The 25,651-nt window shown below is 51.5% G+C and carries 25 protein-coding genes; 17 read left to right on the top strand and 8 right to left on the bottom strand.

All coding sequences use genetic code 11. The features are described from left to right. Positions 1–2: 2 nt before the first annotated feature. Complete coding sequence (locus ACU8YC_RS05545) at positions 3–1,196, top strand: 3-hydroxybenzoate 6-monooxygenase (RefSeq protein WP_151219822.1); 1,194 nt, start codon at positions 3–5, stop codon at positions 1,194–1,196. A 61-nt stretch (positions 1,197–1,257) separates the two neighbouring features. Next, a complete protein-coding gene (dusC, locus tag ACU8YC_RS05540) occupies positions 1,258–2,208 on the top strand; it encodes a tRNA dihydrouridine(16) synthase DusC (RefSeq protein WP_151219821.1) in 951 nt (316 codons plus the stop codon). Between the two features lie 33 nt (positions 2,209–2,241). On the opposite strand, the gene yohP is transcribed toward dusC, so the two are convergent. Beyond that, positions 2,242–2,325, bottom strand: coding sequence for a small membrane protein YohP (yohP, locus tag ACU8YC_RS05535; RefSeq protein ID WP_087855921.1), 84 nt, complete (start codon positions 2,323–2,325; stop codon positions 2,242–2,244). 66 nt (positions 2,326–2,391) lie between these two features. Beyond that, positions 2,392–3,126 (bottom strand): class I SAM-dependent methyltransferase, encoded by a 735-nt coding sequence (locus ACU8YC_RS05530; RefSeq protein WP_151219820.1) that lies wholly within the window; start codon positions 3,124–3,126, stop codon positions 2,392–2,394. A 169-nt stretch (positions 3,127–3,295) separates the two neighbouring features. Between ACU8YC_RS05530 and mdtQ the strand changes: the two genes are divergently transcribed. Then, positions 3,296–4,735 carry a multidrug resistance outer membrane protein MdtQ gene (mdtQ, locus tag ACU8YC_RS05525; protein ID WP_278237812.1) on the top strand — a complete coding sequence of 480 codons (1,440 nt, stop codon included), beginning with the start codon at positions 3,296–3,298 and terminating at the stop codon, positions 4,733–4,735. A 24-nt stretch (positions 4,736–4,759) separates the two neighbouring features. Here the strand turns inward: mdtQ and ACU8YC_RS05520 are convergent, their stop codons facing one another. Beyond that, on the bottom strand, positions 4,760–5,332 hold the full coding sequence (locus tag ACU8YC_RS05520) for a DedA family protein (RefSeq protein WP_151219819.1): 573 nt from the start codon (positions 5,330–5,332) through the stop codon (positions 4,760–4,762). A gap of 164 nt (positions 5,333–5,496) precedes the next feature. Between ACU8YC_RS05520 and ACU8YC_RS05515 the strand changes: the two genes are divergently transcribed. After that, positions 5,497–6,084, top strand: coding sequence for a Yip1 family protein (locus ACU8YC_RS05515; protein ID WP_151219818.1), 588 nt, complete (start codon positions 5,497–5,499; stop codon positions 6,082–6,084). Between the two features lie 180 nt (positions 6,085–6,264). Beyond that, on the top strand, positions 6,265–7,212 hold the full coding sequence (pbpG, locus tag ACU8YC_RS05510; RefSeq protein WP_151219817.1) for a D-alanyl-D-alanine endopeptidase: 948 nt from the start codon (positions 6,265–6,267) through the stop codon (positions 7,210–7,212). Positions 7,213–7,311: 99 nt separating this feature from the next. On the opposite strand, the gene dld is transcribed toward pbpG, so the two are convergent. After that, on the bottom strand, positions 7,312–9,021 hold the full coding sequence (gene dld, locus ACU8YC_RS05505; protein WP_151219816.1) for a D-lactate dehydrogenase: 1,710 nt from the start codon (positions 9,019–9,021) through the stop codon (positions 7,312–7,314). A 232-nt stretch (positions 9,022–9,253) separates the two neighbouring features. On the opposite strand from dld, the gene bglX reads away from it, so the two are divergent. The 5 genes from bglX (at position 9,254) to ACU8YC_RS05480 (ending at position 15,531) form a co-directional block, all read left to right on the top strand. Further along, positions 9,254–11,551, top strand: coding sequence for a beta-glucosidase BglX (bglX, locus tag ACU8YC_RS05500; RefSeq protein ID WP_151224722.1), 2,298 nt, complete (start codon positions 9,254–9,256; stop codon positions 11,549–11,551). Between the two features lie 225 nt (positions 11,552–11,776). Further along, a complete protein-coding gene (gene osmF, locus ACU8YC_RS05495; protein WP_252837763.1) occupies positions 11,777–12,694 on the top strand; it encodes a glycine betaine ABC transporter substrate-binding protein OsmF in 918 nt (305 codons plus the stop codon). Positions 12,695–12,709: 15 nt separating this feature from the next. Further along, positions 12,710–13,876: an ABC transporter permease gene (locus tag ACU8YC_RS05490; protein ID WP_446895102.1), complete on the top strand. Its 1,167-nt coding sequence runs from the start codon at positions 12,710–12,712 to the stop codon at positions 13,874–13,876. Next, a complete protein-coding gene (locus ACU8YC_RS05485; RefSeq protein WP_446895101.1) occupies positions 13,869–14,816 on the top strand; it encodes an ABC transporter ATP-binding protein in 948 nt (315 codons plus the stop codon). The genes ACU8YC_RS05490 and ACU8YC_RS05485 overlap by 8 nt, the downstream gene beginning before the upstream one ends. Further along, a complete protein-coding gene (locus ACU8YC_RS05480) occupies positions 14,800–15,531 on the top strand; it encodes an ABC transporter permease (RefSeq protein WP_187258709.1) in 732 nt (243 codons plus the stop codon). The genes ACU8YC_RS05485 and ACU8YC_RS05480 overlap by 17 nt, the downstream gene beginning before the upstream one ends. On the opposite strand, the gene ACU8YC_RS05475 is transcribed toward ACU8YC_RS05480, so the two are convergent. Further along, a complete protein-coding gene (locus ACU8YC_RS05475; protein WP_151219811.1) occupies positions 15,512–15,619 on the bottom strand; it encodes a protein YohO in 108 nt (35 codons plus the stop codon). The two genes, ACU8YC_RS05480 and ACU8YC_RS05475, sit on opposite strands and share 20 nt — an antisense overlap. Before the next feature lie 74 nt (positions 15,620–15,693). After that, on the bottom strand, positions 15,694–16,425 hold the full coding sequence (gene mlrA, locus ACU8YC_RS05470) for an HTH-type transcriptional regulator MlrA (RefSeq protein ID WP_151219810.1): 732 nt from the start codon (positions 16,423–16,425) through the stop codon (positions 15,694–15,696). A gap of 225 nt (positions 16,426–16,650) precedes the next feature. On the opposite strand from mlrA, the gene ACU8YC_RS05465 reads away from it, so the two are divergent. Genes ACU8YC_RS05465 through ACU8YC_RS05455 form a run of 3 tightly spaced genes read left to right on the top strand, consistent with a single transcriptional unit; the run spans position 16,651 to position 19,569 of the window. Beyond that, the gene (locus tag ACU8YC_RS05465) at positions 16,651–18,336 is read left to right on the top strand and encodes a sensor histidine kinase (RefSeq protein WP_151219809.1); all 1,686 of its coding nucleotides are present in this window, start codon (positions 16,651–16,653) and stop codon (positions 18,334–18,336) included. Continuing rightward, positions 18,333–19,052, top strand: coding sequence for a two-component system response regulator BtsR (gene btsR, locus ACU8YC_RS05460; RefSeq protein ID WP_103770480.1), 720 nt, complete (start codon positions 18,333–18,335; stop codon positions 19,050–19,052). The genes ACU8YC_RS05465 and btsR overlap by 4 nt, the downstream gene beginning before the upstream one ends. 46 nt (positions 19,053–19,098) lie before the next feature. Then, a complete protein-coding gene (locus ACU8YC_RS05455) occupies positions 19,099–19,569 on the top strand; it encodes a YehS family protein (RefSeq protein ID WP_003027346.1) in 471 nt (156 codons plus the stop codon). A gap of 42 nt (positions 19,570–19,611) precedes the next feature. Here ACU8YC_RS05455 and ACU8YC_RS05450 read toward each other — a convergent pair whose 3' ends face one another. Together ACU8YC_RS05450 and metG are read right to left on the bottom strand one after the other, a co-directional pair. Beyond that, on the bottom strand, positions 19,612–20,070 hold the full coding sequence (locus ACU8YC_RS05450) for a YehR family lipoprotein (RefSeq protein ID WP_187253397.1): 459 nt from the start codon (positions 20,068–20,070) through the stop codon (positions 19,612–19,614). 162 nt (positions 20,071–20,232) lie between these two features. Then, positions 20,233–22,266 carry a methionine--tRNA ligase gene (gene metG / locus ACU8YC_RS05445; protein ID WP_151224718.1) on the bottom strand — a complete coding sequence of 678 codons (2,034 nt, stop codon included), beginning with the start codon at positions 22,264–22,266 and terminating at the stop codon, positions 20,233–20,235. A gap of 163 nt (positions 22,267–22,429) precedes the next feature. On the opposite strand from metG, the gene apbC reads away from it, so the two are divergent. From apbC to ACU8YC_RS05425, 4 genes are all read left to right on the top strand, one after another. Next, a complete protein-coding gene (apbC, locus tag ACU8YC_RS05440; RefSeq protein WP_048211189.1) occupies positions 22,430–23,539 on the top strand; it encodes an iron-sulfur cluster carrier protein ApbC in 1,110 nt (369 codons plus the stop codon). Positions 23,540–23,814: 275 nt separating this feature from the next. Further along, entirely contained in the window at positions 23,815–24,090 is a 276-nt protein-coding gene (locus tag ACU8YC_RS05435; protein WP_151224717.1) for a DUF2574 family protein, read from the top strand. 282 nt (positions 24,091–24,372) lie between these two features. After that, a complete protein-coding gene (gene yehD / locus ACU8YC_RS05430) occupies positions 24,373–24,903 on the top strand; it encodes a fimbrial protein YehD (RefSeq protein ID WP_151219803.1) in 531 nt (176 codons plus the stop codon). Positions 24,904–24,966: 63 nt separating this feature from the next. Continuing rightward, positions 24,967–25,647, top strand: a complete 681-nt coding sequence (locus ACU8YC_RS05425; protein WP_252837759.1) for a fimbrial assembly chaperone — start codon at positions 24,967–24,969, stop codon at positions 25,645–25,647. Positions 25,648–25,651 lie beyond the last annotated feature (4 nt).

Here is a 25,651-nt window from a genome sequence, read left to right as displayed (position 1 = left end):
CAATGGCTAAAGTGACACGCGCAATTATCGTGGGTGGTGGGATTGGCGGCGCGGCGACCGCGCTATCGCTGGCCCGTCAGGGCATTAAAGTGATGTTGCTGGAGAAAGCGCACGAGATTGGTGAAATTGGCGCGGGTATTCAGCTCGGGCCGAACGCCTTCTCTGCTCTGGATAGCCTCGGCGTAGGGGAAGCCGCCCGTCAGCGTGCCGTTTTTACCGATCACATCACCATGATGGATGCGGTAAACGCCAAAGAGGTGGTACGCATTGAAACCGGGCAGGCGTTTCGCGATCACTTTGGCGGTCCTTATGCGGTTATCCATCGGGTGGATATTCACGCCAGCGTCTGGGAAGCGGCGCTGGTTCATCCCAACGTTGAGTATCGCACGTCAACTAACGTGGTGGATATTCGCCAGACAGAAGATGACGTAACGGTCTTTGACGAGCAGGGCAACAGCTGGACGGCGGATATCCTGGTGGGCTGTGACGGCGTGAAATCGGTTGTTCGTCAGTATCTGATTGGCGATGCGCCACGCGTGACCGGGCACGTCGTTTATCGTGCCGTGATTGATTGTGATGATATGCCGGAAGATTTGCGCATTAACGCGCCGGTGCTGTGGGCCGGACCGCATTGTCACCTGGTGCACTATCCACTGCGTGGCGGTAAACAATATAACCTGGTGGTGACCTTCCACAGTCGTCAGCAGGAAGAGTGGGGCGTGAAGGATGGCAGTAAAGAGGAAGTGCTCTCCTATTTTGCCGGGATCCATGCGCGTCCGCGTCAGATGCTGGATAAACCAACGTCATGGCGTCGCTGGTCAACCGCTGACCGCGAACCGGTAGATAAATGGGGTAGTGACCGAATTACCCTGGTAGGGGACGCCGCGCATCCGGTGGCGCAATATATGGCGCAGGGGGCCTGTATGGCGCTGGAAGATGCCGTCACCCTCGGTAGGGCGATACACCAGTGTGACGGTGATGCGGCTGATGCCTTTGCTTTGTATGAGTCGGTGCGTATTCCACGCACGGCACGCATTGTCTGGTCAACACGCGAAATGGGGCGTGTTTACCACGCCGCAGGCGTCGAGCGTCAGGTGCGTAATCTGTTATGGAAAGACAAATCGCAGGCGGAATTTTATCGCGCAATGGAATGGTTATACGGCTGGAAAGAAGATAACTGCCTGCTGCCACGTTGAGCCTCTTTAATCTCCCGAACGGAGGCGCTACCATAGCGCCTCTTTTTTTACGGGTGACGATATGCGTGTTTTACTGGCGCCGATGGAAGGCGTGCTCGACTCACTGGTGCGCGAGCTGCTGACTGAAGTGAATGATTACGATCTGTGCATCACCGAGTTTGTGCGCGTGGTGGATCAGCTCCTGCCGGCAAAAGTATTCCATCGACTCTGCCCGGAACTGCATAACAATAGCCGCACGTCATCCGGTACGCAGGTTCGCATACAGCTGTTGGGGCAATACCCGCAGTGGCTGGCGGAGAATGCGGCGCGTGCGGTAGAACTGGGATCATACGGTGTCGATCTGAACTGCGGTTGTCCGTCAAAACTGGTCAACGGCAGCGGCGGTGGCGCAACGTTGCTGAAGGATCCTGAGCTTATTTACCGCGGTGCAAAAGCCATGCGCGAGGCGGTTCCTGATCACCTGCCCGTGACGGTGAAAGTGCGTCTGGGCTGGGACAACAGCGATCGACAGTTTGAAATTGCTGATGCCGTCCAGCAGGCTGGCGCCAGCGAGCTGGCGGTGCATGGCCGAACCAAGGAGCAGGGTTACAAGGCCGAACATATCAACTGGCAGGCGATCGGTGAGATTCGCCAGCGGCTTACCATTCCGGTTATCGCGAATGGCGAAATCTGGAACTGGCAAAGTGCTCAGGATTGCATGGCTATCACCGGCTGCGATGCGGTGATGATCGGTCGGGGAGCATTAAATATTCCTAACCTGAGCCGGGTAGTGAAGTATAACGAGCCGCGTATGCCGTGGCCTGATGTCGTAACACTATTGCAAAAATATACCCGTCTTGAAAAGCAGGGGGATACCGGGCTGTATCACGTGGCGCGGATTAAGCAATGGTTAGGGTATTTGCGCAAAGAATATTCAGAGGCAACCGCGCTGTTTCAGGAAATTCGCGCGCTAAACAATTCCCCGGATATCGCCCGCGCGATTCAGGCCATTGATATAGCTAAATTGCATTAACAAATTAAGCGGCCACCGGAGTGGCCTGTTTCTTTAAAAAATCATCTTAAACACGCCAGTTACCACCAATAACCCAATCAGAAAAATAATTAAAATAATCCACAATAAGATTTTCATCAGCGTTCCTTTTTGGTGAGTTCAGGTTAAGTATAGGAAAACATCTGAAATCTTCCTGTAATGACCTTACCCAGGTTTACGTGCGCTGAGCAGAAACACCATTGGCCGCTCTTTTTCTTCATCCAGCGCCGGGTTTTCAGCAATCTGTTCTGCAGACGGCCCCCATTCATCGACACAGACGATTTCGAATCCGGCGGCAATCAGCGCATTAATCCAGGTCGCCAGCTTACGGTGCTGCTTTATGACGCCATCCGCGAACCAGTTACTGATGCGCTCACCTTCCTGCTGATAATGATTGACCGGCCAGGATTGTTGCCCGGTTTTGTCTTTTATCCAGCCCTGATTAAGCGGCGCGGTATAAATGGGATGCTCGGCAGAGAAAACCAACATACCTCCCGGTGTTAACGACTGGTAAATCGTTACTAATAATCGCTCTATATCGCGCAAATAGTGCAAGGCAAGCGAGCTGTAAACCAGGTCAAAGGAATTCGGTGACAGGGTAAGCGTTTCAAGATCTTCACGCTGATAGATGATGCCATCACCCTGTGTCATACTCTGCGCCTGGGTTAACATCTTTTGTGAAATATCCAGCCCCACTACGCTGGCTGCATGGTTATCGCGCGCGTAGCGGCAAAACCAGCCATATCCACAGCCCAAATCGAGTATATTTTTTCCCTGCAGAGCGGGGAGCATCGCTTGTATTGTCGGCCATTCTGGCGCGCCGTCGAGTCCTTTTACTGAACGATCCAGTGTGGCATATCCGGCAAAGAACTCGGGGTTGTCATAGATATTCTGTGACATGATATCTCCATCTATAAATTATTAAAATTAATTAATCTATCTTATTTGTTTGGCCTATATTTTTCTGATTATATATTTTTATTGCCAAAGGTGTATTGCCACGCGTAACTAAAAAAGCAATAGCGACACGTCGTAATCTCTGCACATCTTTTCTTACCAGTATCTCTCCATGAATCGCAATTCCATTTTTATTACTACGGCATTATTGCCGCTTTTTATTTTTATGTCAGGCTGCGCGCCCATGCATGATGATCGCCAGTCTCTTTCACAGCAGACCCCAGCAACGAATGCCGATACTACATTGCCTGCTGCGTTAAAAAATGGCTGGCCGGACAGCCAATGGTGGAAGGCATATCACGATCCCCAGCTTAATGCGTTGATTGACAGCACGTTGCGAAATTCTCCAGATATGCAGGTAGCGGAACAACGTATTCAACTGGCGGAGGCACAGGCTAAGGCCGTAGAGGCGCAGGATGGCCCGGAAATTGATTTCTCTGCGGACGTAGAACGTCAGAGAATGTCCGCGGAAGGGTTGATGGGGCCGTTTGCGCTTACCGATCCGGCTGCCGGGACGACAGGGCCGTGGTACACCAACGGCACCTTTGGATTAACTGCAGGCTGGAATCTGGATCTGTGGGGGAAAAACAGGGCCGAAGTGACGGCGCGTATTGGGGTCGTTAAGGCGCGTGAAGCCGAGCGCGAACAAACCCGACAACTGTTGGCGAGCGGCGTCTCTCGTCTGTACTGGGAATGGCAAACGCAGGCAGCCCTGAAAACCGTTTTGACGCAAATCGAAACCGAGCAGAAGAATATCATTGCCGTCGATCGTCAGCTGTACCAAAACGGTATTACGTCTTCGGTGGAAGGCGTTGAAACCGATATTGATTCCAGCAAGACGGAACAACAGCTGAACGATGTCAGCGGTAAAATGAAGGTAATTGAAGCGCGGCTGAGCGCGCTAACCAACGCGCAGTCCACTGCCCTGAAGCTGCATTCAACTACGCTGCCCGCCGTTGAAAGTCAGCTCCCGCCCCGGTTAGGTTATTCGTTGCTGGCTCGCCGAGCGGATTTACAGGCGGCGCACTGGTACATTGAATCATCCCTGAGCAGCATTGATGCCGCGAAAGCAGCGTTTTATCCCGATGTGAATCTGATGGCATTTTTACAACAGGATGCGTTGCATCTGAGTGATCTTTTCCGTCATTCCGCGCAGCAACTGGGCGTAACGGCCGGGCTGACGCTGCCTATCTTTGACAGCGGCAGGCTGAACGCGAATCTCGACATAACGAAAGCGCAAAGTAACCTGACGGTGGCGAATTACAACAAAGCCGTGGTGGATGCGGTGAATGACGTGGCGCGTGCAGTATCGCAAGTGGCAACCCTGGCGCAGAAGAATCAGCATCAGCAGCAGATTGAGCATGATGCGCAGCGCGTAGTGGGGCTGGCGCAGGCGCGCTTTAATGCCGGAATTATTGCCGGTTCCCGGGTCAGTCAGGCAAAGATCCCAGCACTACGCGAACATTGTAATGCTCTGATTTTACAGGGACAGTGGCTGGATGCTTCCATCCAGTTGACCAGCGCGTTGGGGGGCGGTTACCACGCGTCGTAACGCACCGGCCCGGTAGATATCACCCTACCGGGCTGTACTTTTGCTGCTGCGTTTTTTTAACCACCACCGAGCGCCCACTACCAGCGCAATTACCAGAACCAGCCATATCCAATGCTTAATGTGTTGGTCGAGATTGTGTAGCCACGGCGCGATGACTTCTCCTCCCACATAGCCCAGCGTGGTAAATATCAGCGCCCACGCCAGCGCTCCCAGAATATTCAACGGCAGGAAAATTTTAGGCGGCAGATGGCTTGCGCCAATCAGCAATGGGCCGATCACGCGAAAACCGTACATAAAACGGGTACCAATCACGAACAAATAGGGACGGCGCTGGATCATTTTCTGTGCCCGGCGGATTTTGTCGCGATGTTTTGAGAAACGACGCAAAATTTTGCCACCGTAACGACGCCCCAGCAGATACAGCAATTGATCGCCAATCATCCCGCCCAGGGCCACCGAGATAACCACCAAAGGAAATTTAAGTAACCCCTGATGTGCCGCTACGCCGCCCAGCAGGGTAATGGTTTCGCCTTCGGCCAAACTGCCAATGACCAACGCGGCGTAACCGTAATGTGCAATAAGATTGTTTATATCCATACGTCTGGATGACCTCCTGACATCAAGCATACACCCTGTGAATCATCGTTGGGTTTAAAAGCGTGGAATTAGCAGTTCGTCATTTTTGTTGTTGTACAAAAATTAATCCAAAGCTGAATTATACTTGAACTGTTGAGGTCCGGAGCTGGCAAGAAGGGGGCGGTATGAACCATGTCTGGGGGCTGTTTTCCCATCCCGATCGTGAAATGCATGTGATCAACAGCGAAAACGAAAGCGTTTCGCATCACTATACCCATCATGTACTGCTGATGGCGGCAATCCCGGTTATTTGCGCGTTTATTGGTACCACACAAATTGGCTGGAGTTTCGGCGATGGCAATGTCCTGAAATTATCCCTGTTGACCGGATTTGCAATGGCAATTCTGTTTTACGGGGTGATGCTGGCAGGCGTCGCCGTTATGGGCCGGGTAATCTGGTGGATGGCGCGTAATTACTCGCAACGTCCGTCGCTGGCACATTGTATGGTCTTTGCTGGATATGTCGCGACGCCGCTATTTTTAAGCGGACTGGTCGCACTTTATCCGCTGGTCTGGCTGTGCGCATTGGTCGGAACTATCGCGCTGTTTTACACCGGTTATCTACTTTATCTCGGCATTCCGACATTCCTGAATATCACCCGCGAGGAAGGGTTAAGCTTTTCCAGCTCGACGCTGGCGATTGGTGTACTGGTACTGGAGGTTCTGCTGGCTATTACGGTGATCCTGTGGGGTTATGGCTATCGGTTATTCTGACGGATAAACCTGTCTGCGCTGCGTTGTTGCCGTAAAAGTCAGCAACGCAGCATTTCGAGACGATTCTCCTGTGGCGGCAAACCTGCCGGATCGCTATGATGCCTGAGCTAGCTTGAGATAATACTTAATCTCTGGCGGTGTGCGTTGTGACGTGCGTAAACCATTATCAGAAATCTCATCATGCTGAAATTCCGAGTTTCATTATTAAGCCTTGCCCTGGTGCTGGCTGTTCCTTTTGCACCCCAAGCCGTGGCGAAAACGGCAACTACCGCAGCGGCTTCTCAACCAGAGATAGCGTCCGGTAGCGCGATGATTGTTGATCTGAATACCAACAAAGTTATCTATTCGAACCACCCGGACCTGGTGCGTCCGATTGCGTCGATTACCAAATTAATGACGGCGATGGTGGTGCTTGACGCGCGACTGCCGCTGAATGAAAAGTTGAAAGTGGATATCAGCCAGACGCCGGAGATGAAAGGCATTTACTCTCGCGTACGACTGAACAGTGAAATCAGCCGCAAAGACATGCTGCTGCTGGCGCTGATGTCATCAGAAAACCGTGCAGCGGCGAGCCTGGCGCATCATTACCCGGGCGGGTATAACGCGTTTATCAAGGCCATGAATGCCAAAGCGAAAGCGCTGGGCATGACCCAGACACGCTTTGTGGAACCCACCGGGTTATCGATCCATAACGTCTCGACCGCCCGTGATTTAACCAAACTGCTGATTGCCAGCAAACAGTATCCGCTGATTGGCCAGCTAAGTACGACGCGTGAAGATATGGCGACATTTGCCAACCCGGCGTATACGCTGCCGTTTCGTAACACCAACCATCTGGTATACCGCGATAACTGGAATATTCAGTTAACCAAAACCGGGTTTACCAATGCGGCGGGCCACTGTCTGGTGATGCGCACGGTGATTAACAACAAACCGGTTGCACTGGTGGTGATGGATGCCTTTGGCAAATATACCCACTTTGCCGATGCCAGCCGTTTACGTACCTGGATCGAAACGGGCAAGGTAATGCCGGTTCCGGCGGCGGCGCTGAGCTATAAAAAGCAAAAAGCGGCTCAGATGGCGTCGGCAGGTACTGCGACGGGTGAGCAAACCGCGCAAAACGATTAAATAAGACGCTATCTGGCCTACATGGCACTCATGTTGCTGTAGGTCAGGCAAGCAAAGCGCCTCCGGCAACATGTCCGGGGGCGCTTATCTTTTCCCGGTTTACGACTCTTTCCAGTATTTCAGCTTACTCGTTTTACCGATACCCGGATTCATACTGTTGGTCGGGTCATTCTCACGGTAAAAACGGGTCAGGGTTTCCGGTGCCTGATACAGATGCCCGACGTTATGCTCTGCCGGGTACTGCGCCCCGCGCTCGCGCAGGAGTTCCAGCATCTGCTCTTTCAGCGCATGCGCATCCACGCCTTTTTTCACGATGTAATCCTGATGGAAGACGTAACACATAAAGTGACCGTAATAGAGTTTGTGCACCAGCTGACTGTCGATCTCTGGCGGCAGATGCTCGTACCATTCGGTGTCGTTACGGCGTAGCGCGATATCCAGCGCCAGAATATCTTCCACTTCATCTGCATGCACGGCCTGATAACGTATCGCCGCGCCAGCCGCCGCAAAACGATGCAAAAATGCCTTGCTGCCTTCTTCCGGCGTACAGGCAAAGAAGTCACCTTCAGCGGTTTTGAAATACTCGCTGAGCCAGTTTTGTGCTTCAGCCACGCCGCCACCGGCCATTTTTAACAGCAGGTGATGTTCGTATTTATCGCGCCAGCTTTTCATGCGTGCCGGTAAGTGGCTGGGGAACAAATGGCCAAACTTCTGCATGGCGCGATCGGTAAAGTGCGGACGGAAAATTTTCACTTTTTCCAGCATCGCATCGGTGCGGCCTTTCAGGGTGAAGAAGAACGGCATTTTGTCGGTGCCGAGCTTGTCGATCATCAGAAACGTATCTTTGCCGTATTGCTCTGCGATATCGTAAATGTCGCGGTGCATGTATTCACCAGCGACCGGCAGATGCTCAAATTTTGCCAGAATATGACGGCGAATTTCCGTTAGCACCTCAGGCTGATTGGTGCCGATGTAAAAGACCTGCTGATTTTTTTCGGCCTCGAAGGTGTCCAGACGCACGGCGAAAACCGCGAGCTTACCTGCACAACCGGATGATTCAAACAAGCGATCCGGGTCGGCGTTATAGCGGGCTGGCGTGTCCGCCTCAATATCTCTGACGCGGGTGACGTAGTCGTGATCGTGCGCGTGTCGCCCGTCGTGGCGGACATCGTCATCTTTAATCCGTTCGTCATCAAGTTTGCTCAGGATCTGCTCCGGGGTCTGGCCCAGCTCGATACCCAGATGGTTGACCAACTGCAATTTGCCCTGTTCGTCAATACGTGCAAACAGCGACATCTCGGTGTATGCCGGGCCGCGTTGTACCAGCGAGCCGCCGGAGTTGTTGCAAATGCCGCCAATTACCGAAGCGCCAATACAGGAGGATCCGATCACTGAATGCGGCTCACGGCCAAACGGTTTGAGCGCCTTTTCCAGCGAATACAGCGTTGTACCGGGATAAGCCAGCACCTGTTCGCCTTTGCCGATGACGTGCAGTTTATCCAGACGCAGGGTGCTGATAATGACAATCTCGCGGTCGTAATCATTACCGCTCGGCGTAGATCCTTCGGTCAGGCCGGTATTGGCAGCCTGCATGAGGACAATTTTATCTGCGGTGACGCAAGCGTTGAGGACGCGCCACAGTTCTAAAAGCGAGCCCGGGAATACAACGGCGAGCGCCTCGCCCTGACCGGAGCGAAATCCCTTGCGATAGCGGGCAGTTTTAGCAGGTTCAGTGAGCAGGTGAGAATGACCCACCAGACGGGTCAGTTCATTAAGGAAAGCTTTATTATCGGTTGTAATGGAAGACATTCTCCACTCCTTGTGGTGGGACTCAATATCAGGAACAAGCATAGCGCTTTGTATGACAATACGCTTTCTCATTCATATTGTCTCTGGTTCGTCTTCTAATGATTTGCGCTGGTTTTGAAAATTAGGAGAATAACCTTAGCTTTCTTTATCACTCCCGTTTAGTCTTACGGCAAACTGCGGTTTTTGTTATATTTTCGCTGCTCCGTCGGGAAAAAATAAAGAGAGAATCAACATGAAATGGCTATGTTCTGTAGGTGTCGCGGTGAGTCTGGCGTTGCAGCCCGCGTTGGCGGACACTCTGTTTGGTAACCATCCACTGACGCCAGAAGCGCGGGATGCCTTCGTTACCGATTTACTTAAGCAGATGACCGTGGATGAGAAAATTGGGCAACTTCGTTTGATAAGCGTCGGGCCTGATAACCCGAAAGAAGCCATCCGCGCGATGATCAAAGACGGGCAGGTTGGGGCAATTTTTAACACCGTCACGCGCCAGGATATCCGCAAAATGCAGGATCAGGTGATGGAACTTAGCCGCCTGAAAATTCCTCTCTTTTTTGCCTACGACGTATTACACGGCCAGCGTACCGTGTTCCCGATAAGCCTCGGTCTGGCATCCTCCTTTAATCTCGATGCGGTCAGAACCGTGGGGCGGGTTTCCGCCTATGAAGCTGCCGATGATGGTCTGAATATGACCTGGGCGCCGATGGTCGATGTCTCACGCGATCCTCGCTGGGGGCGCGCCTCGGAAGGGTTTGGTGAAGATACCTATTTGACCGCCACGATGGGCAAAACCATGGTGGAAGCGATGCAGGGGAAAAGCCCGGCAGACAGGTATTCGGTAATGACCAGCGTCAAGCACTTCGCCGCATATGGCGCGGTTGAAGGTGGGAAGGAATACAACACCGTCGATATGAGCCCGCAGCGTCTGTTCAATGATTATATGCCACCGTACAAAGCCGGGCTGGACGCCGGTAGCGGTGCGGTAATGGTGGGTCTTAATTCGCTGAACGGTACACCGGCGACGTCGGATGCCTGGCTGTTAAAAGACGTGCTGCGCGATGAGTGGGGCTTTAAGGGCATCACCGTTTCCGATCACGGTGCGATTAAGGAACTGATTAAGCACGGTGCCGCTGCCGATCCTGAGGACGCGGTGCGCGTGGCGATCAAGTCCGGTATCAACATGAGTATGAGCGATGAGTATTACAGCAAATACCTGCCGGGGTTGATTAAGTCAGGCAAAGTGACGATGGCGGAGCTGGACGACGCCGCGCGTCATGTGCTGAACGTAAAATATGATATGGGGCTGTTTAACGATCCGTACAGCCATCTGGGGGCTAAAGAGTCTGACCCGCAGGACACCAACGCGGAAAGCCGTTTGCATCGCAAAGAGGCGCGTGAAGTGGCGCGTGAAAGTCTGGTGTTGCTGAAAAACCGTTTGGAAACCTTGCCGCTGAAAAAATCCGCCACCGTAGCAGTCGTCGGTCCACTGGCCGATAGCAAGCGTGATGTTATGGGCAGTTGGTCCGCTGCCGGTGTTGCCGATCAGTCAGTAACAGTGCTGACGGGAATTAAAAATGCCCTCGGCGAGCAGGGGAAAGTGGTGTACGCCAAAGGGGCGAATATCACCAACGACAAAGGCATTGTCGATTTCCTCAACCTGTATGAAGAGGCAGTGAAGGTTGATCCTCGCTCGCCGCAGGCGATGATCGATGAAGCCGTGAACGCCGCGAAGCAGTCTGACGTGGTGGTTGCGGTGGTCGGCGAAGCGCAGGGCATGGCGCATGAAGCCTCCAGCCGCACCGATATCACTATTCCACAGAGTCAGCGTGACCTGATTGCCGCCCTCAAAGCAACGGGTAAACCGCTGGTTCTGGTGCTGATGAACGGACGTCCGTTGGCGTTGGTTAAAGAAGATCAACAGGCCGATGCGATCCTCGAAACCTGGTTTGCCGGGACTGAAGGCGGTAACGCCATCGCCGATGTGCTGTTTGGCGATTACAACCCGTCAGGTAAGCTGCCGATGTCTTTCCCGCGCTCTGTCGGACAGATCCCGGTCTATTACAGCCATCTTAATACTGGACGCCCGTATAATGCGGACAAGCCGAACAAGTACACATCGCGCTACTTTGATGAAGCGAATGGTCCGTTGTATCCCTTTGGCTATGGCCTGAGCTACACCACGTTCACGGTTTCTGATGTGAAGCTTTCTTCTCCAACGATGAAACGTGACGGGACCGTGACGGCCAGCGTGCAGGTGACCAACACCGGGAAGCGCGAAGGTGCGACGGTGATTCAGATGTATTTACAGGACGTGACCGCCTCCATGAGTCGTCCGGTAAAACAGCTGAAAGGTTTTGAGAAAGTGAATCTTAAGCCGGGCGAAACCCAGACAGTCAGCTTCCCGATCGACATTGAAGCGCTGAAGTTCTGGAATCAGCGTATGCAATACGATGCAGAACCGGGCAAGTTTAACGTCTTTATCGGCGTGGATTCCGCCAGAGTGAAGCAGGGCGAGTTTGAACTGCTGTAATTAATAACGCCACGCATCATGCCAGATGGATACACTTATCGGGCCTGCAAAATCAGATCATCCGGCAAATTCACTTTGGGTTTGCCGGATTTTTTTATTTTATGATCGCCTTACCGAGAATATCTCTCAGCGTTATTACCCAATTGCCAGGTTAATGCCTGATTTTTCGACTATGCTTTTTCCTCAAGTCTCTGAAAGGAGCCGTAAAAGAATGAGGAGAGCTGCATGATAATCTCAAAAGTTTGGGTGGGTTCGCTGGCGTTGTTAGCGGTGGTGAGCATGCCCTTACAGGCCGCGTCACCCGTCACGGTCGGTTCAAAAATAGATACCGAAGGCGCGCTGCTCGGCAATATTATTTTGCAGGTGCTCGAAAGCCATGGCGTGAAAACCGTCAATAAAGTGCAGCTGGGGACTACTCCGGTGGTGCGTGGGGCAATTACCTCTGGTGAGCTGGATATTTATCCGGAATACACCGGCAATGGGGCATTCTTTTTTAAAGATGAAAATGATCCGGCGTGGAAAAATGCCAGCGCTGGTTATGAAAAAGTGAAAAAGCTGGACGCTGAGAAAAATAAGCTGGTCTGGCTAACGCCTGCCCCCGCCAACAACACCTGGACCATTGCGGTACGTCAGGATGTCGCGCAAAAGAACAAACTTGAGTCCCTTGCTGATTTAGGCCGCTACCTGAAAGAGGGAGGGACGTTCAAACTTGCCGCCTCTGCGGAATTCATCGAGCGGGCTGACGCGCTGCCTGCGTTTGAAAAAGCCTATGATTTTAAACTGAATCAGAATCAGCTGCTGTCGCTGGCGGGAGGGGATACCGCGGTGACGATTAAAGCAGCGGCGCAGCAGACCTCAGGGGTCAATGCGGCGATGGCCTATGGCACCGATGGTCCGGTTGCGGCGTTGGGTTTGCAAACATTGAGCGATCCAAAAGGCGTCCAGCCCATTTATGCGCCAGCGCCCGTCGTGCGTGAATCGGTGCTGAAGGACTACCCGCAAATGGGAGAATGGCTGCAACCGGTATTTGCCAGCCTGGATGAAAAAACGTTGCAACAGCTGAATGCCAGCATTGCCGTGGAGGGACTGGATGCGAAAAAAGTCGCAGCAGATTACCTGAAGCAAAAAGGATGGGTTAAGTAACGGCGTCTGCAGCGGGTGGGTGTTTTGTCGAATTTTTCAGTCAATCGGGTGCTGTTGCTGCTGGTGCTTCTTACTTTCGCGGCGGCAGCGCTTCCTTTTATTAGCTATGCTCCCAATCGCCTGGTGTCCGGCGAAGGTCGTCAACTCTGGGATATCAGCTCCTACACGACATGGGGATTGGCGGTGGCCTGTTTGCTGCTGTGTGTGTTGAGCGTTGTACCGGGAAGGTCCGGCAATATATTGGCGCTTATCGTTTGCCAACTGTTGGTGATTGCCGCGCTGGTAACCGCAGGTACAACGGCAACGTATCTGGCGAAGACGGGTAGTCCGCTGGCCAGAACCAGCCTGGGCAGCGGGTTCTGGTTAGGCGTGGGGCTGATGCTGCTGGCCGCCAGTGACGCTATTCGTCGCATCACCGCTAAGGCGCTGTGGCGTTGGGTGCTGCATGCGCAAATATTCATTGTGCCGCTGGTGCTTTTGTTCTCCGGCACGCTTAACGATCTTTCTCTGCTTAAAGAGTATGCCAATCGTCAGGACGTCTTTAACGATGCGCTGGCGCAACATTTGACGATTCTGTTCGCAACCGTGGTGCCCGCGTTGCTTATTGGCGTGCCGCTGGGCGTCTGGTGTGCTTTTTCCGTCGCCCGCCAGGGGCCAGTTTTCGCACTACTGAACATCATCCAGACCATTCCCTCCGTCGCGCTGTTTGGCCTGTTAATTGCGCCGCTGGCCGGGCTGGTGAAGCACTTTCCCGTGTTGGGCTCGCTCGGTGTTGCCGGAACCGGTCTGACGCCTGCGCTTATTGCGTTGGTGTTGTATGCGCTGTTACCGCTGGTTCGTGGCGTCGTTGCTGGCCTGAATCAGGTTCCGCACGATGTGCTGGAAAGCGCCCGGGCGATGGGGATGAGCACGCGTCAGCGGTTTATCTCAGTGCAATTTCCCCTGGCGCTGCCGGTCTTCTTACGCAGTTTGCGCGTGGTGATGGTCCAGACGGTGGGGATGGCCGTGATAGCCGCGCTGATTGGCGCAGGGGGATTTGGCACCCTGGTCTTTCAGGGATTGCTCAGTAGCGCCGTTGATTTAGTGCTGTTGGGTGTGATCCCGGTTGTTGTCTTGGCAGTGTTGATTGATGCGCTGTTTGATTTAGGGCTCGCGCTGCTAAAGGTATCGAATAATGATTGAATTTCGTCACGTCAGTAAAATCTATGGTCAGCAAAAAGCCGTCGATGACCTTAACCTGCAGTTAGGGGAGGGCAGCTTTTCGGTGTTAATCGGTACGTCAGGTTCGGGGAAGTCCACCACGCTGAAGATGATTAACCGACTGGTTGAGCACGACAGTGGGCAGATCCGTTTTGCCGGAGAAGAAATTCGTAGCCTGCCGGTGCTGGAGCTAAGGCGGCGCATGGGGTACGCGATTCAGTCTATTGGTTTGTTTCCCCATTGGACCGTCGCGCAGAACATCGCCACCGTACCGCAGCTGCAAAAGTGGTCGCGCTCACGTATTGATGACCGCACAGATGAACTGATGGCCCTGCTGGGCCTTGAGGCGAATTTGCGTCACCGTTATCCGCATCAGCTTTCCGGCGGACAGCAGCAACGGGTCGGGGTTGCGCGCGCGTTGGCGGCAGATCCGCAGGTACTACTGATGGATGAGCCTTTTGGCGCGCTGGATCCTGTCACCCGTGGTGCGCTACAGCAGGAGATGACGCGTATTCACCGTTTGCTGGGGCGTACTATTGTGTTAGTGACGCATGATATCGACGAGGCGCTAAGGCTGGCTGAGCATCTGGTCCTGATGGATGCTGGAAAGGTTGTCCAGCAAGGTATACCGCTGTCGATGCTGACCGCGCCAGCGAATGATTTCGTGCAAACTTTTTTTGGCCGCAGTGAACTGGGCGTACGGCTGTTGTCGTTGCGTACGGTAGGTGATTTTATCCGTCGCGGCGAACACTCGGACGGCGAGCCGCTGGTGGATGAAATGACGCTTCGTGATGCGTTGTCGGTGTTTGTGGCGCGTGGCTGCGACGTATTGCCGGTCGTGACCACGCAGGGATTGTCCTGCGGTACGCTTCATTTTCGCGATTTGCTTTCGGAGATGCCGACCCGTGAAACGTCTTGCTGATCCGCTGCTATGGCTTATTGTCGTGTTCCTGATCCTGTTGGTGGGGTTGCCTCATAGTCAGGCCCTGTTTAGTTCGCTGTTCCCTGCGTTGCCGCGCCCCGTGTATCAGCAGGAAAGTTTTATGGCGTTGGCGCTGGCCCATTTTTCTCTGGTGGGGATCTCAAGCCTTATCGCCGTATTGATTGGCGTTGGGGCGGGTATTGCGGTAACCCGACCCTGGGGCACGGAATTCAGACCGATAGTGGAAACCATTGCCGCCGTGGGGCAGACATTTCCTCCGGTCGCTGTGCTGGCTATTGCCGTACCGGTGATGGGGTTTGGTCCTGAGCCTGCAATTATTGCGCTGATCCTGTATGGGGTATTACCGATCTTACAGGCAACTCTGGCGGGACTTGGCGGCATTTCTTCCAGCGTGATGGATATCGCCAGTGGAATGGGCATGAGTCAGGGGCAGCGGCTGCGTAAAGTGGAGTTGCCGCTGGCGGCACCGGTTATTCTGGCGGGCATTCGCACGTCGGTCATTATTAATATTGGCACCGCAACGATAGCTTCAACCGTCGGGGCAAATACGCTGGGCACGCCGATTATCATCGGGCTTAGCGGGTTCAATACCGCCTATGTGATTCAGGGAGCCCTGCTGGTCGCGCTGGCGGCGGTAATTGTCGACCGCGGATTTGAACGATTAGCGAGCTGCCTTACCCTGCACGTAAAATGAATGTGTAACCTGCCAGCATGACACCGCCGATACCGCCGATGGCCATCAGCAGGAAGAGGGTGATGACACCGATTTTAGCTGCGTTCATTATGCACTCCTTATGTGAATCTAAGGATTGTACACTTTTGTTAATAAAATATTAAGAGCTTATCCCAGTAGGCTCTAAATACCGAGTGGATAAATATCGTGACCTAACGCGCGCCATTCGCTTAACTGTTGCTCCTGAGCGGGCGTTTGGCTTTCGCCGCACCAGATAAGTAAGGTGCGGCCTGCAAACAGCTCTGGTCGCAATTGGTTCAGTGAGTGGGCGAGGACGTCAACGCGCCATCCCTGCTGGCTGGCGACCCACCCCTCCAACCATAAGCGGGTGGTATCATGAATATTCCAGCCGACAACCAGGGCATCTTTGCCCTGTTTCTTGCGTGCCGAAGCCAGACAAATCGCGATGTAATTAATGAGGACGCCGTCGAGGATCCCCAGTAACGCCTGGAGGATCGGCTGCTGACATTGCAGACGTCGGCGTAACGGAATGAATAAATGGGTGTTGAGCGTTTGTGCGGGATAATCCTGACCACGCTCTTTGATCCACATTCTGAGGCTGTGCAGATTACTACTTTGCAAATAGCTCAACAGCGTCTCTTGTTGTTCGCGCCAGCCGTTATGCACATCAATATTTTCATTGCTGAGCAACGTTTTTACCTTACTGACCTGAACGCCATTGTTGATCCAGCGTTTTATCTCACGGATCCGGTCGATATCCGCGTCGTTGAACAGGCGATGCCCGCCATCTGTCCGCTGCGGTTTCAGTAATCCGTAACGCCTCTGCCACGCGCGTAAAGTGACAGGGTTGATATCACAAAGCAAAGCCACTTCACCTATTGTGTAAAGCGCCATCGTTGTCTCACTTATGCTTGCGAGGTCCCAGTTTTACTTTAGACGCTCTTTTGCGAACCAGGTAGTTTTGGCTGTTTTTTGATCAATAAATGGGTGGGTTTGTAGCCATGCTCGCGCTTTCGAGTGATCGTTCTCACAAATTCCTTTTTTTTTGCAACACTTCAAAGAAAGTTACGCGCAGCCCATGTATGTTACGCGCTTTTAAGTGATGTGTGGTTGGCGGGTATGTACGAGTTTAATCTGGTGTTGCTGCTGCTTCAGCAGATGTGCGTGTTTCTCGTTATCGCGTGGCTCATGAGCAAAACGCGTTTGTTTATTCCGCTGATGCAGGTGACTATCCGGTTGCCGCACAAACTGCTTTGCTACGTTACCTTTTCCATTTTCTGCATTTTGGGCACCTATTTCGGGCTGCACATTGATGACTCCATTGCGAACACTCGCGCTATTGGCGCTGTAATGGGCGGGTTGCTTGGCGGCCCGGTGGTCGGAGGTTTAGTTGGCCTGACCGGCGGTTTGCATCGTTATTCGATGGGCGGAATGACGGCACTTAGCTGCATGATTTCGACCATTGTGGAAGGTTTGCTTGGCGGGCTGGTGCATAGCGTGCTTACCCGCCGTGGCCGTACCGATAAAGTCTTCAGCCCGTTGACGGCGGGTGCCATAACTTTTGTCGCCGAACTGGTGCAGATGTTGATCATCTTATTAATCGCCCGGCCGTTTGATGATGCCTATCGACTGGTCAGCAATATCGCCGCGCCGATGATGGTGACGAATACCGTGGGCGCGGCCTTGTTTATGCGTATTTTGCTCGATAAACGAGCGATGTTTGAAAAATATACTTCGGCTTTTTCCGCCACCGCGCTCAAAGTTGCCGCCTCAACGGAAGGGATTTTGCGCCAGGGCTTCAACGAGGTTAACAGCATGAAAGTCGCTCAGGTGCTGTATGAAGAGCTGGACATCGGTGCCGTGGCGATTACCGACCGCGAGAAGCTGCTGGCGTTTACCGGTATCGGTGACGACCATCATCTGCCGGGTAAACCTATCTCTTCCTCGTACACTCAGAGGGCGATTGAAACCGGAGAGGTGGTTTATGCCGACGGCAATGAAGTCCCTTATCGCTGCTCTTTGCATCCGCAATGCAAATTAGGCTCGACGCTAGTGATCCCTTTGCGGGGAGAGAACCAGAGGGTGATGGGGACCATCAAATTGTATGAGGCCAAAAACCGTCTCTTTAGCTCGATCAACCGCACGTTGGGGGAAGGGATCGCCCAACTGCTTTCGGCGCAGATACTGGCCGGGCAGTATGAGCGGCAAAAAGCGATGCTCACGCAGTCGGAAATCAAACTACTGCATGCGCAGGTGAATCCCCATTTTCTGTTTAATGCGCTCAACACGATCAAAGCCGTGATCCGACGTGATAGCGAGCAGGCCAGCCAACTGGTGCAGTATCTGTCGACGTTCTTTCGCAAAAACTTAAAACGCCCATCGGAGATTGTGACGCTGGCCGATGAAATTGAACACGTTAACGCTTATTTGCAAATTGAAAAGGCACGGTTTCAGTCGCGCCTGCAGGTAACTTTGACGGTGCCGGATGCGCTTTCGTATCAGCAATTACCCGCCTTTACCCTACAACCTATTGTGGAGAATGCTATCAAGCACGGTACCTCTCAGCTGCTGGATACCGGGGAAGTGTCGATTACCGCCCGTCGCGAAGGACAGTATCTGATGCTGGATATTGAAGATAATGCCGGGTTGTATCAGCCAACGTCTGAGGCCAGCGGATTGGGTATGAGTCTGGTTGATAAACGACTGCGCGAGCGGTTTGGCGATGATTTTGGCATCAGCGTAGCGTGTGAACCTGACCGCTTTACCCGAATCACTTTACGACTTCCTCTGGAGGAACTGGCATGATCAAAGTGCTGATTGTCGATGACGAACCGTTAGCGCGGGAGAATCTGCGGATCCTGTTGCAAGAGCAAAGCGACATCGAGATTGTTGGCGAATGTTCGAATGCGGTGGAAGCCATCGGCGCGGTACATAAACTGCGTCCGGATGTCCTGTTCCTTGATATTCAGATGCCGCGTATCAGCGGTCTGGAAATGGTTGGCATGCTTGATCCCGAGCATCGCCCGTACATTGTTTTCCTGACCGCTTTTGATGAATATGCGGTGAAAGCATTTGAAGAACACGCGTTTGATTATCTTCTCAAGCCGATTGAAGAGGCGCGGCTGGAAAAAACGCTGAGCCGTTTGCGTCAGGAACGCACGAAACAGGATGTTTCGCTACTGCCAGAGAATCAACAGGCGCTGAAATTTATTCCGTGCAGCGGCCACAGCCGAATTTATTTACTGCAAATGGATGACGTGGCGTTTATCAGCAGCCGTATGAGTGGCGTGTATGTGACCAGCAGCGACGGCAAAGAAGGCTTTACCGAGCTTACACTCAGAACGCTGGAGAGTCGCACGCCGCTTTTGCGCTGTCATCGACAATACCTGGTGAATATGGCGCAATTACAGGAGATACGTCTGGAAGACAACGGCCAGGCCGAGTTGATTTTACGTAACGGTCTGACGGTTCCGGTAAGTCGTCGTTATCTTAAAAGTCTAAAAGAGGCGATTGGACTGTAAAACTGATACACTGCGCGCCATTGCATCACCGACAGTTGAAGGCTCTATGCTAAGTAACGATATTCTTCGTAGCCTGCGCTACACCCTGAAAGCGAACAATAACGACATGGTGCGTATTCTTGCGCTTGCTGACATGGAATCCATCTCCGCAAATTTCGATACCTGGACGACAAAAGAAGATGAAGACGGGTTTGTTCGCTGCCCGGATATCATTCTTTCCGGTTTTTTAAACGGTCTGATTTATCATCTGCGCGGCAAAGATGATTCTGCGCCGGAACTGGCGCTTGAGCGTCGTGTTAATAACAATACGGTGCTGAAAAAGCTGCGTATCGCCTTTTCGCTGAAAACCGATGATATTCTGGCGATTATGACCGAGCAGAAATTCCGTGTGTCGATGCCGGAAATTACCGCTATGATGCGCGCACCGGACCATAAGAATTATCGCGAATGCGGCGATCAGTTCCTGCGTTATTTCCTGCGTGGTTTAACGTCGCGAGAGCATAAAAAGAAAGCGTAAAGCAGCGCTGGCGACCACGATCAAAATCGGGTCGCCGATGCTTTACTTCACTTCTTTAAAACCCGCCGATTCCATTACCGTTTGCATTTGCTTCATGCTGATGTTTTTATCGGCGTTTTCAGATAGTTTAATCCCTGAAATGGCCTGCAACGCTTTTATATCAACTTTTTCCATATCGATAGTGACATTTTCTTGCGCGTAGGTATCTGAATAGGTAAGTTTTTCTTCTATACCAGTAATGTTTTGATATTTGGTGCTTAACGCGTTGAATACTATTGCTGCTTCTTCTTTATTGCTGGCACCGACTGACGCATAGCTGATTTTACTTTCAGAGATTTGCTTCAGGACCTTATCACCTTTATACGTGTAAGAAACGGTGATATCAGAACCGTTAAGATTGGCATTGAATGTTTTCGTTTCTTCTTTATCACCACATCCAGCCAGGAAAAAAACAACAATCGACGCAACAGCGAGAGAAACAAATTTTTGCAACGCTTTCATGTAAAACTCCATTTTATGAATATCGAATACCAGTGAGAGATAGAATAAGGCGAATAGCAGTGGCTGAGCAGTCCGGAAATGGAGCAGGGGAGAATTTCAGATTAGGGGAAGAATTGATGCAATAAAAAAAGCGCTGCGGTTGCAGCGCTTGTTGTTTCTAACTTACTTCACCTGTTGGCCTGGTTTTGCACCTTCATCCGGGCTTAACAGGAAGATATCTTTCCCACCAGGACCTGCTGCCATCACCATCCCTTCAGAAATGCCGAAGCGCATCTTACGAGGAGCCAGGTTGGCAACCATAATGGTCTGACGCCCAATCAGGGTCTGCGGATCCGGATAAGCAGAACGAATACCAGAGAAAACGTTGCGCTTCTCGCCGCCGAGATCCAGCGTCAGGCGCAGCAGTTTATCGGAACCTTCCACGAACTCTGCGTTTTCAATCAGCGCCACGCGCAGATCAACTTTGGCGAAATCGTCAAAAGTGATGGTTTCCTGAATTGGATCATCCGCCAGTGGGCCGGTTACCGGTGCGGCAGCGGCTTTCACTTCTTCTTTCGACGCCTCAACCAGCGCTTCAACTTGTTTCATGTCGATGCGGTTGTAGAGCGCCTTAAAGGTGTTGACTTTATGACCGAGCAGCGGTTGTTCGATGCCATCCCAGGTCAGTTCGCTGTTGAGGAATGCTTCGACACGTTCAGCAAGCGTCGGCAGTACCGGCTTCAGCCAGGTCATCAGGACGCGGAACAGGTTAATGCCCATGGAGCAAATTGCCTGCAGGTCGGCGTCACGGCCTTCCTGTTTAGCCACGACCCACGGAGCCTGTTCGTCAACGTAGCGGTTAGCTACGTCGGCCAGCGCCATGATTTCGCGGATTGCTTTACCGAATTCACGGTTTTCCCACGCTTCACCAATCACCACTGCAGCGTCTGTAAAGGTTTTATACAGCGCAGGATCGGCCAGTTCAGCCGCCAGCACGCCGTCAAAGCGCTTACTGATAAAGCCCGCGTTACGGGACGCCAGGTTGACCACTTTGTTGACGATATCAGCGTTGACGCGCTGGACAAAATCTTCCAGGTTCAGGTCGATATCATCAATACGTGAAGAAAGCTTCGCCGTGTAGTAGTAGCGCAGGCTGTCGGCGTCAAAGTGCTTCAGCCAGGTGCTGGCCTTAATGAAAGTGCCGCGAGATTTAGACATCTTCGCGCCGTTTACCGTCACATACCCGTGAACGAACAGGTTAGTCGGCTTACGGAAGTTACTGCCTTCCAGCATGGCAGGCCAGAACAGGCTGTGGAAGTAGACGATATCCTTACCGATGAAGTGATACAGCTCGGCGTCGGAATCTTTCTTCCAGTACTCATCAAAGCTGGTTGTGTCGCCGCGCTTGTCGCACAGGTTTTTGAACGAGCCCATATAGCCGATTGGCGCATCCAGCCAGACGTAGAAGTACTTGCCGGGCGCGTTCGGGATTTCAAAACCGAAGTATGGGGAATCGCGGGAAATATCCCACTGCTGCAGGCCGGATTCGAACCATTCCTGCATTTTGTTCGCCACTTGCTCCTGCAACGCACCGCTGCGTGTCCACGCCTGCAACATTTCGCTGAATGACGGCAGGTCAAAGAAGAAGTGTTCGGAGTCACGCATTTCCGGCGTCGCGCCAGAAACCACAGATTTCGGCTCGATAAGCTCGGTAGGGCTGTAGGTTGCGCCGCACACTTCACAGTTATCGCCGTACTGATCCGGAGATTTACATTTCGGGCAGGTGCCTTTAACGAAACGATCCGGTAGGAACATGCCTTTTTCTGGATCGTAAAGCTGGGAGATAGTACGGTTCTTAATAAAACCGTTCTCCTTCAGACGTGTGTAAATCAGCTCAGACAATTCACGGTTCTCTTCGCTGTGCGTAGAGTGGTAGTTGTCATAGCTGATGTCAAAACCCGCAAAATCAGTCTGATGCTCCTGACTCATTTCACCGATCATCTGCTCTGGCGTGACCCCAAGCTGCTGCGCTTTCAGCATGATTGGCGTACCGTGTGCGTCGTCTGCGCAGATGAAGTTAACCTGGTGGCCGCGCATTCGCTGGTAACGGACCCAGACATCAGCCTGGATGTGCTCCAGCATATGGCCGAGGTGGATAGAGCCGTTGGCGTACGGCAGCGCGCACGTTACCAGAATTTTCTTCGCGACTTGAGTCATAGTAGGCAATTACTTCTTTTGTAGTGAAAAGGGCTTTGATAGTACCAAAATGGTAATTACTGCGCCAAGCGATAAGGGCATTTATCCGTAAATGAATAATTGTTGCCGTTGGAGTAAACTAGCGGTGACTATTGTATATTCAGAACAACAAAAAGGAGTCGGGATGAACGCACAATCCCAGGCCAAATCACCAGAGACCCTGCGCGCCATGGTTGCCGGGACGCTGGCGAATTTTCAGCATTCAACCCTGAAGCATAATCTGACGACGCTTAAAGCGTTGCATCACGTCGCCTGGATGGATGACACGTTGCACGTTGAGCTGGTCATGCCGTTCGTCTGGCATAGCGCGTTTGAGGACTTAAAAGAGCAATGTAGTGCCGACCTGCTGCGCATTACCGGTGCGAAAGCGATCGACTGGAAACTGTCGCATAACATCGCGACGTTAAAACGCGTGAAAAACCAGCCGGGCATAAATGGTGTAAAAAACATCATCGCAGTCAGCTCGGGTAAAGGTGGTGTAGGTAAATCCTCTACCGCCGTGAACCTGGCGCTGGCGCTGGCTGCGGAAGGCGCGAAGGTTGGGATTCTGGACGCCGATATTTATGGCCCGTCTATTCCGACCATGCTCGGCGCGGAAAACCAGCGTCCAACCTCACCTGACGGTACGCACATGGCGCCGATCATGTCTCACGGTCTGGCGACGAACTCCATTGGTTATCTGGTCACTGATGATAACGCGATGGTGTGGCGTGGCCCGATGGCCAGCAAAGCGTTGCTGCAGATGCTGCAGGAAACCTTATGGCCGGATCTTGATTACCTGGTACTGGATATGCCGCCGGGTACGGGTGACATCCAGTTGACGCTGGCGCAGAACATTCCGGTAACGGGAGCTGTTGTGGTGACCACTCCGCAGGACATTGCACTAATCGATGCCAAAAAAGGCATTGTGATGTTCGAAAAAGTCGAAGTACCGGTGCTGGGTATTGTTGAGAATATGAGTATGCATATTTGCAGCAACTGCGGTCATCACGAGCCAATCTTTGGCACCGGCGGGGCGCAGAAGCTGGCAGAGCAGTATCACACTCAACTGCTGGGACAGATGCCGCTGCATATTTCCCTGCGTGAGGACCTCGATCGTGGTATGCCGACGGTCATCAGCCGTCCTGACAGCGAATTTACTGCCATTTACCGCAGCCTGGCAGGGCGTGTCGCTGCCCAGCTCTACTGGCAGGGAGAAGTTATCCCTGGTGAGATCGCCTTCCGCGCAGTGTAATTTTAGCTGTAGCCGTGGTTTTTAATCCATTCGCCGTATCAATAATATATTGATGCGGTGAATGTATTTAGTGAAAAGTTGAACCCTGATATTTATCCAGCCTGTATAATTCATGTCTTTTTCTGAATAATCCTCTTTAATGCATCATTTAAATTGATCAATCTGATCCCATCAATCTACAATTCCGATTGGATTGAGCGGTGTATTTCGCCCATACTGTCACTTAACAGGCCATCTGCATGTTATTTGATGTTAACCACAGGAGTTATGATCAAATGAAAAAACATTGGCTGATGGGAATTATAATTCTGACTTATGGAATGAGTGTTTTTGCTTCCGATACTGCCTCTTTAACCATCGACGGCAGGGTAGTCGAACCGACTTGTAGTACTGATGTTGTAAATAATGAAATACATCAACGATGTGGAGAAACTCTTCATCTTTCAACTATCAACAATGTGACGTCTTCGCCTGCGCGAGGCGTGGTGACTGATATTGTTATTGTTCATGGTGATAGTTCGCGCCAGATCGTGCTAAATAGCTATGATTAAAAAAGTTTCTTTTTATTCATGGCTAGATATAGTTTTGAAGAATGATGCCTAGTTTTATATTTGTTTGAAGAATCTCGCCCCAGCTAGTTAATGCCATTAAGTTATTAATTCTAATAATAACTTAAACTGTCACTTATTTGTTGTGATTATATTGCAATGATTAATTTGAGTTAAGTCAATAAAACAACGCGTTTACATTGCGGTAACTTTTTTCCTGTGAGAATTTAATTTCAAGAAATACCACCTCTTAATAATAGAAATTAATTCATTAAGGAAGATATTATGAAAGCTTCAATCATTTCTGCTACTGTTCTTTCTGCTGTATTTATGAGCGCAGGGGCTTTTGCTGCTGATACCGATCAGGGTGAACTGATTATTACTGGTAAGGTGGTGGGAACTACCTGTAAATTTACGGGCGATAGTACGGCGACCATTGGTATGAACCAAATTGGTGCTGACAGATTAAATACCTTAAGCGCTGGTGGTGTTTATGATGGATACTCAAATAAAACCACCGTTCCCTTAACCGTTGAATGTACTGGTACTGCAGCGCCGAAAATAACTTTCTCCAGCTCGCAATTTGACAGTAATAATAAACACATTACACGAAATACCGCATCAAATAATGGTGCTGGTTTTGCGGTCTATTATGGTGATAAACAGGTTAATCCTGATTCAAGTATTAATTTAACGAAAACCGCAGACAATAAATATGTTCTGGACTTTAGCGCGCGCTACGCGAAAGTGGGTTCAACTGACGTCACCGCTGGTGATGTGGCCTCTTCGCTGACGATGACTGTAGTTACTGATTAAGATTACAATCCTGTTTGTCGGCGGCTGTGGCCGCCGGTTTTTGCTGTAGTAAGGATAATTATAATGAAAAAGTTATTAATATTATTTTTTGCTGGCTCGGTAATGCCGGCGTGGGGAGGTATTTATATTTACGGCACTCGTGTCATTTATCCGGCGCAGAAAAAAGAAATTACCGTGCAAATCATGAACGAAGGCAGTCGTGGTGCTCTGGTTCAGTCGTGGATTGACGATGGTGATACCAGCCTGCCGCCAGAGAAAATTCAGGTACCGTTTGTGATGACTCCGCCAGTAGCAAAGGTTAGCGGTGGTTCCGGCCAGCAGCTGAAAATTAAGCAGTTAGCAAATACGTTACCGAAAGATCGTGAAAGCCTTTTTTTTCTTAATGTGCTCGATATACCTCCTAATTCAGCGGAATCAGAAGGTAAAAATATAATTAAATTTGCCATGCAGAACCGCATCAAATTTATTTATCGCCCACCGGGTGTTTCTGGTGTCGATAAAAAAAGTTTTACCCATCTGAATGTCAGTCATGCTAGTGGTGGGATAAGAATTAAAAATAATTCTGCTAACTGGATTACTATTCCTGAATTGATAGGTAGTTCAAAAATTAATAAAGAGACGTTACTGTTAGCACCGTGGTCAGAGAAAATGTTAAGTACTACCGCTGTTGTTAGTGACTACAAGGTTACACTTATTGACGATTACGGTAATTATTTGAGTGAAAGAATAAAAACTGAAAAATAGCTCA

The organism is Citrobacter sp. VF227 (genome assembly GCF_052950715.1).
The sequence above is the reverse complement of the archived record's forward strand: the minus strand, read 5'-3'. Positions and strand labels throughout refer to the sequence as shown.